Here is a 1253-nt window from a genome sequence, read left to right as displayed (position 1 = left end):
GGGCCTGGACCCGGACATCGACGCCGTGATCGCCGCCCTCACGCTTCCCTACAGCAACGGCCCCACCGAGGGCGTCAACACCAAGACCAAACGGACCGCGCGCCAGATGCACGGACGAGCAAGCTTCACCCTGCTCCGCCACCGCATCCTCCTCGGATAACAGCACGCTCCGCCACCACCGAATATGAGACAGGGCCGAACTAGAGTGCACCGGCTCCTACGGTGCCGGTCTGGCCCGCTACCTCGCGACCCAGCGGGTGGCGGTGGTTGAGGTCAACCAGCCCGACCGATCCATCCGGCGCCGCCGCGGCAAGACCGACGCCATCGACGCCGAGGCTGCCGCCCGGGCCGCGCTCTCGGGCACCGCCTGGGCACTGCCGAAGAGCGGCGACAGGCAGGTGGAAGCGCTGCGCATCCTCCGACTGGCGAAGAACTCCGCGGTCAAGGCGCGCACCCAGGCGCTCAACCAGCTCAAGGCAGTGCTGGTCAACGCTCCATCTACGCTGCGCGAGGAGTTGGAGCCGCTCTCGACTTGGCTCCTGGTCAGCCGCTGCGCGGAGCTGGTCGACCCCCGCGGTGACGATCCGGCTGCCGACACGGCGGTCTTCACGCTCCGGCTGCTCGCACAGCGCGTCTTGCGGCTTCGGCGGGAAGTCACCGAACTCGGGCAGCGAATGACCACAGCGGTCAAGGCCACCGCGCCCAGCCTGCTGGCACGGTTCGGGATCGGGCCTGACAGCGCGGCGGCGCTGTTGATCGCAGCCGGCGACAACCCTGAGCGGCTGGGCAGCGAGGCATCCTTCGCCGCGCTCTGCGGCGTCAGTCCAGTCGAGCAGTCCTCGGGCAAGAGCCGGCGTCGCCGGCTCAACCGGGGCGGGGACAGACAGGCCAACGCCGCCTTGCACCGCATCGTGGTCACCCGCATGCGACAGGACGAACGCACCCGCATCTATCTGGAGCGGCGCACCGCCGGGGGAAAGGGGAAGCGCGAGGTAATGCGCTGCCTGAAACGCTACGCGGCCCGCGAGGTTTATGCCCTGATACGCGCCGACATGGTCACATGCCACCAGCGGCCTGATGATCCAGCGACCCTCACGACCACAGCTTGACGAACATAGGGGCATCAAGCACAAGGTCCATGGCAACGCGAGCCGCGTACCCAAGTATGGCGACCAGGGCATCATGGTGTGGGCGCGCACGAGTGATCTTTCTCGCCGTGTAAGAAGGCGCGTGAGCCCTGGCCCTCCGTGTGT

The 1253-nt window shown here is 68.2% G+C and carries 2 protein-coding genes and 1 pseudogene; all 3 read left to right on the top strand.

All coding sequences use genetic code 11. The annotated features are described in order from the left end of the window. On the top strand, positions 1–160 hold a 160-nt coding region (locus ACFZDK_RS55890; protein WP_390987141.1), incomplete at its 5' end, for a transposase. 52 nt (positions 161–212) lie between these two features. Further along, positions 213–476 (top strand): annotated as a pseudogene (locus tag ACFZDK_RS55885) (transposase); the annotation flags it as partial. Positions 477–674: 198 nt separating this feature from the next. Then, positions 675–1109, top strand: a complete 435-nt coding sequence (locus ACFZDK_RS55880; RefSeq protein ID WP_390987138.1) for a transposase — start codon at positions 675–677, stop codon at positions 1107–1109. The last annotated feature ends 144 nt before the right edge of the window (positions 1110–1253 follow it).

It is taken from the genome of Streptomyces sp. NPDC007901, assembly GCF_042959465.1.
Taxonomy (GTDB): domain Bacteria; phylum Actinomycetota; class Actinomycetes; order Streptomycetales; family Streptomycetaceae; genus Streptomyces.
Note: the sequence above shows the minus strand (reverse complement) of the source record. Positions and strands in the feature narration are given on the sequence as shown.

Coding starts and splice junctions, on each gene's coding strand:
- ACFZDK_RS55880 (WP_390987138.1), top strand. CDS start 675: ATGACCACAGCGGTCAAGGCCACCGCGCCCAGCCTGCTGGCACGGTTC.